General features: G+C 48.5%; 6 protein-coding genes. All 6 read left to right on the forward strand.

Features of this window, described 5'->3' with window-relative positions:
* Window positions 1-14: 14 nt before the first annotated feature.
* The gene (locus GJB61_RS20790; RefSeq protein WP_154120933.1) at window positions 15-872 is read left to right on the forward strand and encodes an ATP-binding cassette domain-containing protein; all 858 of its coding nucleotides are present in this window, start codon (window positions 15-17) and stop codon (window positions 870-872) included.
* A complete protein-coding gene (locus GJB61_RS20795; RefSeq protein ID WP_154120934.1) occupies window positions 863-1,738 on the forward strand; it encodes an energy-coupling factor transporter ATPase in 876 nt (291 codons plus the stop codon). The genes GJB61_RS20790 and GJB61_RS20795 overlap by 10 nt, the downstream gene beginning before the upstream one ends.
* Entirely contained in the window at window positions 1,731-2,522 is a 792-nt protein-coding gene (locus tag GJB61_RS20800) for an energy-coupling factor transporter transmembrane component T family protein (protein WP_154120935.1), read from the forward strand. Before GJB61_RS20795 ends, GJB61_RS20800 begins: the two co-directional genes overlap by 8 nt.
* Before the next feature lie 183 nt (window positions 2,523-2,705).
* Complete coding sequence (locus tag GJB61_RS20805; protein WP_154120936.1) at window positions 2,706-4,631, forward strand: peptidase U32 family protein; 1,926 nt, start codon at window positions 2,706-2,708, stop codon at window positions 4,629-4,631.
* A gap of 101 nt (window positions 4,632-4,732) precedes the next feature.
* Window positions 4,733-6,055: an aspartate aminotransferase family protein gene (locus tag GJB61_RS20810; protein WP_154120937.1), complete on the forward strand. Its 1,323-nt coding sequence runs from the start codon at window positions 4,733-4,735 to the stop codon at window positions 6,053-6,055.
* Window positions 6,056-6,073: 18 nt separating this feature from the next.
* Entirely contained in the window at window positions 6,074-6,958 is an 885-nt protein-coding gene (locus GJB61_RS20815) for a UbiA-like polyprenyltransferase (protein ID WP_154120938.1), read from the forward strand.
* Window positions 6,959-7,360: the final 402 nt, after the last annotated feature.

A 7,360-nucleotide genomic window follows, 5' to 3' on the forward strand; every position in this document is an offset into this window, starting at 1 on the left:
GGAGGATGACTAGCATGAATGAAACGTCCAAGGACCAAGATAAGGAAGCTGGAGAGAACCAAACAGTAATCTCTCTGGAGGGGGTATCCTTTGGGTATAGTCCAGAACACCCCATTCTCCAGAATATTACTTTAACCATACCGCAGGGACAGTGGGTATGTCTTGTGGGCCCTAATGGCTGTGGAAAGTCTACGCTTGTTAAGCTGCTTAACGCCTTGCTGCCTAAAAGCGCAGGAGAGATCGTAGTCTGTGGTCAAAAGCTGGAAGAGGAAACGATCGGTTACATTCGACAGAGCATTGGGATGGTATTCCAGAATCCTGATAATCAGTTTATCGGAGCGACCGTTGAGGAAGATATATTATTTGGTCTGGAAGGGCTATGTTTATCACATGCGGAGATGGAGAGTCGTCTGCATTCTTACACACAGCGGTTGGGAATAGATCATCTGCTGGCTAAACACCCGGGAGAACTGTCGGGAGGTCAGAAACAGCGTGTAGCAATCGCGTCTATTCTAGCCATGGAGCCAGGCATCGTCATCTTTGACGAGGCCTCTTCCATGTTGGATGAAGGGAGCCGTGATGAACTGATGGGTATCCTGCACGATATGCGTGCGGAAGGGAAGTATACGATCCTGATGATTACCCATGATGCGGATGAGATTCTGGCAACGGATCGGGTGCTTGCGCTGCAAGGGGGCGGATTGGTTGCAGATGTTACGCCGGCGGAGCTGTTCTTGAATGCGGAGCTTCTGGAGCGTTGTCACCTACAGGAGCCTTATGCTTGGGGCCTTGCTCATGAATTGCAGAAACGGGGTATACAGATTGATGTCCCCGCCAGTGAAAAGGAGCTAATAGACACGTTATGGCCATAGAACTACAGCAAGTAAGCTATACCTACGCTGAGCGGAGTCTATGGAAGCAGACCGCGCTGCATGGCATTGATCTCAGCATTAAGCAGGGTTCCATCGTGGGTATTGCCGGTGCAACGGGCTCCGGCAAATCGACTCTGCTACAACTATTTAACGGAATTCTCAAGCCGACACAAGGCACGGTTCGAGTACTCGATGTTACTATCAAGGCTGGTGAGAAGTCTCCCAAACTGTTCCCGCTGCGGCGCCGGGTGGGCTTGGTCTTTCAATTTCCGGAGCAGCAAATGTTCGAAGAGACAGTAGAGAAGGACCTCTGCTTTGGGCCGCTTAATTTCGGTATGAGTCTGGATGAGGCCAAAGAACGGGCTCGCAAGGCTATGAATGATATGGGCCTGGATTTAAAACTGCTGGACCGCAACCCGTTTCGGTTAAGCGGCGGTCAAATGCGCAAGGCGGCAATCGCTTCAGTGCTTGCAATGGAACCAGACGTTGTTGTGCTGGACGAGCCCACTGCAACGCTTGATCCGATTAGCCGCGCAGAGCTAATTGCGCTGCTGGTGAGGTTGTGCCGGGAGCAAGGCCGGACGATTATTATCGTGACGCATCGGATGGACGAGCTGCTGCCTTACGCAGACAGTTGGATTGTGCTTAATGAAGGCAGCACTGCCTTTCAGGGGAGCGTCAAAGAGCTTGCTGCTGATCCTGCGATTCTGGAGCGGTGCGGGTTAACCGTGCCGCAGTCTCTTCGCTACTGGAGGGCAGTTGCTGATCGCTTCGGTCTGGACGGCGAGAATCCCCGCCTGACCGCGGAGAGTTTGGCCGAGCTTATAGCTTCACTGCCCGCAGGAAAGAGGGATGCGCATGAATGATAAGCTGCTGCTGGGCCGCAGTATCGAGACTGGCTCATGGGTGCACAAGCTGGATGCCCGAGCCAAAATCACCGGAATGTTATTATATGTAGCCGTTATACTACTGTCCCGTTCATGGATGGCGATGGCGCTACTGGCCCTATTTTCAATTGCTGTGATGATTTCTACACGGATTCCCCTTAAATATTTTCTCAAAGCGGCTAAGCCTTTGCGTTACTTGATGTTATTTATTTTTATCGTGCAGCTGCTATCTGTTAAAGAAGGTTCAGTCTGGTTGTCCATCGGTTCACTCTCGCTTCATGATGGGGGATTGCGGTTGGGGTCATTTGCGGTCATTCGCATGCTGTTCCTCATTACTTTTACGGCGCTGCTCACCTTCACGACAACGCCTGGGAAGCTGAATCAGGGTCTGGAGGGCATACTGTCTCCGTTCAAAAAACTTGGGCTGTCGCCGGACCGGATTACGCTTATGCTCAGCATTGCGCTTCGTTTCATTCCTACGATTCTCGATGAGGCGCAGATCATTATGAAGGCACAGGCGTCACGCGGTGCCGATCTGAATGAGCTGCCCTTGAAGGAAAAGGGGCGAATGCTCGTCTCGCTGCTGGTGCCCATTATTACCAGCGCGTTTCGGCGCGCACAGGATCTGGTCTATTCCATGGAGGCCCGTGGCTTCCGCATGGATGCACCGCGCAGTCAGTATCACCGTTTAAGGTGGGGCGCTGCTGATACTGTTTTTGTTATCATGTTTGTCGTTATGGGAGTTGCAGTTTCGTTAGTGTAGTAGTTTTGCGAAGTAATCCAATGTAGCATATGCTACAAAACTTAGCGACTGCTTACGAAGTAGTTTTGCGAAGTAATCCATGTAGCGTATGCTACAAAACTTAGCGATTGCTTACGAAGTAGTTTTGTACGAAGTGAGAACAGTGAAGCCTATGCTTTACAAAACTTTTGGGAGGCAACAAGAATGGCACGTTATTTTAATGGCAAAGAGATCGAACTGCTTGCTCCGGCGGGCACATTTGATATTTTTAAGGAAGTTGTACAGTCGGGCTGTGATGCCGTTTATTTTGGGGGTCCAGTACTTAATATGAGAATGATGCGCAAGGGGTATAACTTGTCTCATGAGGAAATTGTAGAGGCACTTGATATCGCCCATCGCCTAGATAAGAAAGTATATGTCACCGTCAACAACCTGTTCAGTGAGGATGATGTGGAAGAGGCGCGTGAGTATTTGCGTTTTCTCGATGGGGCTCGTCCGGATGCGCTGATTGTGCAGGATATGGCAGTGCTTGAACTGATTCGCGAGATGGAGCTTTCCGTTCCTATCCACGCCTCGGTAATGATGAATGTGCACAACCTGGAGATGATGCATGCACTTCGTGATCTGGGCGTTAGCCGGGTGGTAACCTCACGCGAAATGGATCTGAAGACTGCGAAAATGCTGGGGCAGCAGAGCGGAATGGAACTGGAATATTTCATTCATGGCGATATGTGTTCTGTGCACGGCGCAAATTGTTATTTTAGCTCTCAGGTATTCGGCATGAGCAGCAACCGGGGCAAATGTATGAAGCCATGTCGGTGGGATTACCGGATTAAGAGAGAAGGCTATGTATTCCCGGCGGAATATCCGCTGGCCGTAAAGGATATGAACATGTACGAATATCTTCCTGAGCTGATTGAATCAGGCATTACTTCCTTCAAAATTGAAGGCCGGATGCGTGAAAAGGAATTTATGGTTTCGCTGGCTAACAGCTATAGTGAGGCGATTGACCGTTACATTGAAGATCCCCTGGGCTTTGACCGTACCGTTGGTTCCAAGGAGCTCTTTAATAACCGCAAGCGTGACTTCTCCACGGCCTATGCTTTTGGAAAGCCTGGACTAAGCAACATTAACCGTCGTTACGAGGGTACAGGCAAGTTCTATAGTACGGGAAAAGTGTTCAGTACACCAACAGAAGAACGCGAGTTGTCTGAGGGTCGTGTACAGCAGCTGCGGGAACGGCTGGGGAAAGAAAAACGTCCAGAGAGAGTGAAGCCTGAGCTGGCGGTACGTGTGAATAACATGGAGCAGGCTAGATTGGTGCTGGAGCTGGGAGTAGAACATTTATACCTGCCGGGTGATGTGTACGAACCAGACCAACCTTTTACGAAGCGGGATATTAAAATACTAGGAAACCTAAAAGGGAATACCAAGCTATACCTCGGGATGCCGCGGATGATGACAGAACTGCACTTCGAACAATATGATCAATTACTGGGTGGAGAACGGTTGCCGATTGACGGGCTGCTGGTTACCAATCTGGGTGCACTTCGTCGTTACAAAACGGCAGGGTACCCTATGATCGGGGATGCCAATCTGAACGTATATAATCATCTATCTGCCACACTATATGCGAATCTAGGGCTGAGCAAAATTACAGTATCACCAGAGATGACAATGGAGCATTTTGCTGCTTTTACCTCGCTGACCGATCTACCGCTGGAAGTTATCGTTCATGGCACACCGGCGCTGATGTATATGGAGCATGACCTGTATGAGAATACCGAGGTGATGGAGCCGATTGGTGAGGAAGATAATCTTTTTGTAAGCAATGAGGTATTGGTATTAAAAACAGATAAGGGTGAGAATCCGGTCTATCGTGACCAATACGGCCGCAACCATTTGTTGTTCGCCAAGGAGCTTTGTTATTTGCCTATGCTGGCTGAGATGAGTGGATTGGGCATTTCTAGCTTCCGTATTGAAGGAGCAACTTATAGTGCTGAGCAGCTGCGTTCTATTATTGTTTCTTATCAGCATGCAATTAATGGATCTAATGATCAAGAGGATATGCTGGGCGGATTGAAGCCTGTATATGCGGGTTATACCTTAGGTGCGCTACAATTTAATTAATGTTTTAAATTTAAAATAAGCAGTATATAATTGAGCCAGCAGTAATTGTTGCACTTATAAGTTATTATTTTCACAAAGTATCGGACAGATTAATATCTTTTATGCCAGAAAGCGAGGGAACCGTTTTGGAACAACAAGAATTCATTGGAAGAGAAGCAGTCGCCGCCAAGCGTAAGCAATATTTCTATCCTTGTACCGTACACTTTTACAAAAACTCGCCACAGCTGGTACGTGGAAGTATGCAGTTTGTCTATGATGAACTGGGTAAGGAGTATACGGACTTTTTTGCTGGGGTATCAGTAGTGGCTTGTGGCCACTGTAATCCTGCGATTACATCGCGGACAATAGCACAGCTGCAGCAGCTACAACATACGACGACTGTGTATCTTACCCAGCCAAGTGTGGATCTAGCCGAGCGGCTAGCGGAGTTACTGCCTGGAGATTTGCGCCGGACTTTTTTTGTGAATAGCGGTTCCGAGGCCAATGAAGGTGCTCTGCTGCTGGCGAGAATGCATACAGGGCGTAAAGGTTTTATCGCGCTGGAGAGTGGATTGCACGGACGAACGAATCTTACGATGAGTGTAACTGGGCTGCCAATGTGGAGAACAGATAAGTATCTGGATGAGGATGTTGCCTTTATCGAGCGGGCGTATCAGCCTGGGCTTACGTTAGAAGAGGCTGCCACCCAGTCTTTGCAGAGCTTGGAACGCGTCCTAAAAGAAAAAGGTAATACTATAGCAGCAATGATCGTGGAGCCGATTCAGGGTAATGGAGGCATGATCATGCCGGTGTCCTGGTACTTCCGTGAGGTAAAGGCGCTGCTGAACCAATATGGTGTCCTGCTCATTGCGGATGAGATCCAGACTGGTTTCGGTCGTACAGGCGTTATGTTCGCCATGGAGCATTTCGATGTAGTTCCAGATATTATAAGTATGGCAAAAGCTCTGGGCAACGGAGTTCCGGTTGCGGCCTTCGCGACTTCGGATGAAATTGCCCTCTCCTTAAACCGGCCATCGGCCTCTACGTTTGGAGGAAATCCTGTCTCTGCGGCTACGGCACTCGCTGTGCTTGATTATATTCGGGATGAGCACCTTCCAGAGCGTGCAGCACAGCTGGGGGACCGGCTAAAGGCAGGCCTGAAGTCTCTTCAGGAACGTTATCCGGTACTGATTGCCGATGTGCGGGGAACCGGCCTTATGTTGGGCATGGAATTAATAGGTACAGGTACTTCTGATGCAGCATTGCTTACTGATTACGTACTGGAAGAGATGAAGGACCGTGGATACCTGATCGGCAAAAACGGGATCAACCGCAATGTGCTGGCCTTTCAGCCCCCGTTGATCATTACAGCAGCAGATATTGATGGTATGATTACTGTACTGAATGAAGTGCTGCTTCAAGCCTCTGCAGATGTCAGGAAATGAATATAAAGGAAGATTGCTATGGCTATATTCAATGCTTTTAAACACACTGCTCTTAAACTAAAAATGTTCAGCGAACTGGTCATGTTCTCACACACCCTGTTCTCGCTGCCATTTGCGATCATATCGATGGTATGGGCGGCAGGAGGCTGGCCATCAGGCCATCTAATGTTGTGGGGACTCATAGCCCTAATTGGGGCGCGTAATGGTGCCAATGCTTTTAACCGCCTGGTTGATCGGACCTTTGACGGACAGAATCCACGTACGGCACATCGGCATCTGCCGCAACGGCTGCTTGCTGAGAAAGAAGTCGTCCTATTTGTCATCATCAACTATGCTTTGTTTATTGTAGCCTCTGGCATGCTGAACTTGCTCTGCCTGTTGCTGTCGCCAGTGGCGATCGTGTTGATATCCAGCTATTCCTACACGAAACGATTTACCTTTCTTAGCCATCTTTACTTAGGTTTTGTCATTGCCTCAGCACCGATTGGTGCCTGGTTTGCCGTGACGGGCAACATCGCCTTTACACCGTTTGTTATTGGTACTGTCGTGATGCTCTGGATCGCTGGCTTTGATATTATTTACGGCACACAGGATATTGATTTTGACCGACGGCATGGCCTCTGGTCCATCCCGAGTTTCTTCGGTCTGGAGAATGCTCTGCTAATCTCGAAGGGCCTGCATTTTATTATGGTAATGCTGCTGCTATTCCTCTACTTATGGCGTGATCTTGGCTGGATGTATCTGGTGGGAATCGGCATCGCTACGCTGCTCCTAATGACGGAGCATAAGATTATTAAGCCCTCAAATCGCAAGATGATGAAGGTGGCTTCTTATAATCTGAATCAGGTGATCAGTATGGTGATATTGTTGTGTACGCTGGTTGATTATTTTTATGTTAGCTAAAAGAGGATGGGAGGTTAGGAGAGGGCTGCACTACGCGGAATGTTTGGACTTACGATCGCTGTTATCCTCGGAATCCCTGAATTAAACCGCCTTCGCGGTAGGATTCCGAGGATAAAGGCGAACGCTGACGCTTCTCCAGTTCCAAAATTCCTCTCCGTTCCGTCCTAACCTGACAAGCAAGGGCTAACAACAAAAGACAACCAGCCTACCCAACGGGGGTGGGCTGGAAAGAGCAAGGGAAAGTACGCTATGCTGCTTTCCCTAAATGCGTAAAGAGCGTATAGAGCATAAAAAGCGTAAGAGCGTATAAAGATAAAGATAAAGATAAAGATAAAGATAAAGATAAAGATAAAGATAAAGATAAAGATAAAGATAAAGATAAAGATAAAGATAAAGATAAAG

This window comes from Paenibacillus monticola, from assembly GCF_009664975.1.
In the GTDB taxonomy this organism is placed as follows: Bacteria; Bacillota; Bacilli; order Paenibacillales; family Paenibacillaceae; genus Paenibacillus_AQ; species Paenibacillus_AQ monticola.

What these genes read in the sequence shown, in the direction of transcription:
- GJB61_RS20790 (WP_154120933.1), top strand. Translation starts at nt 15, where the DNA reads ATGAATGAAACGTCCAAGGACCAAGATAAGGAAGCTGGAGAGAACCAA.
- GJB61_RS20795 (WP_154120934.1), top strand. Translation starts at nt 863, where the DNA reads ATGGCCATAGAACTACAGCAAGTAAGCTATACCTACGCTGAGCGGAGT.
- GJB61_RS20800 (WP_154120935.1), top strand. Translation starts at nt 1,731, where the DNA reads ATGAATGATAAGCTGCTGCTGGGCCGCAGTATCGAGACTGGCTCATGG.
- GJB61_RS20805 (WP_154120936.1), top strand. Translation starts at nt 2,706, where the DNA reads ATGGCACGTTATTTTAATGGCAAAGAGATCGAACTGCTTGCTCCGGCG.
- GJB61_RS20810 (WP_154120937.1), top strand. Translation starts at nt 4,733, where the DNA reads ATGCCAGAAAGCGAGGGAACCGTTTTGGAACAACAAGAATTCATTGGA.
- GJB61_RS20815 (WP_154120938.1), top strand. Translation starts at nt 6,074, where the DNA reads ATGGCTATATTCAATGCTTTTAAACACACTGCTCTTAAACTAAAAATG.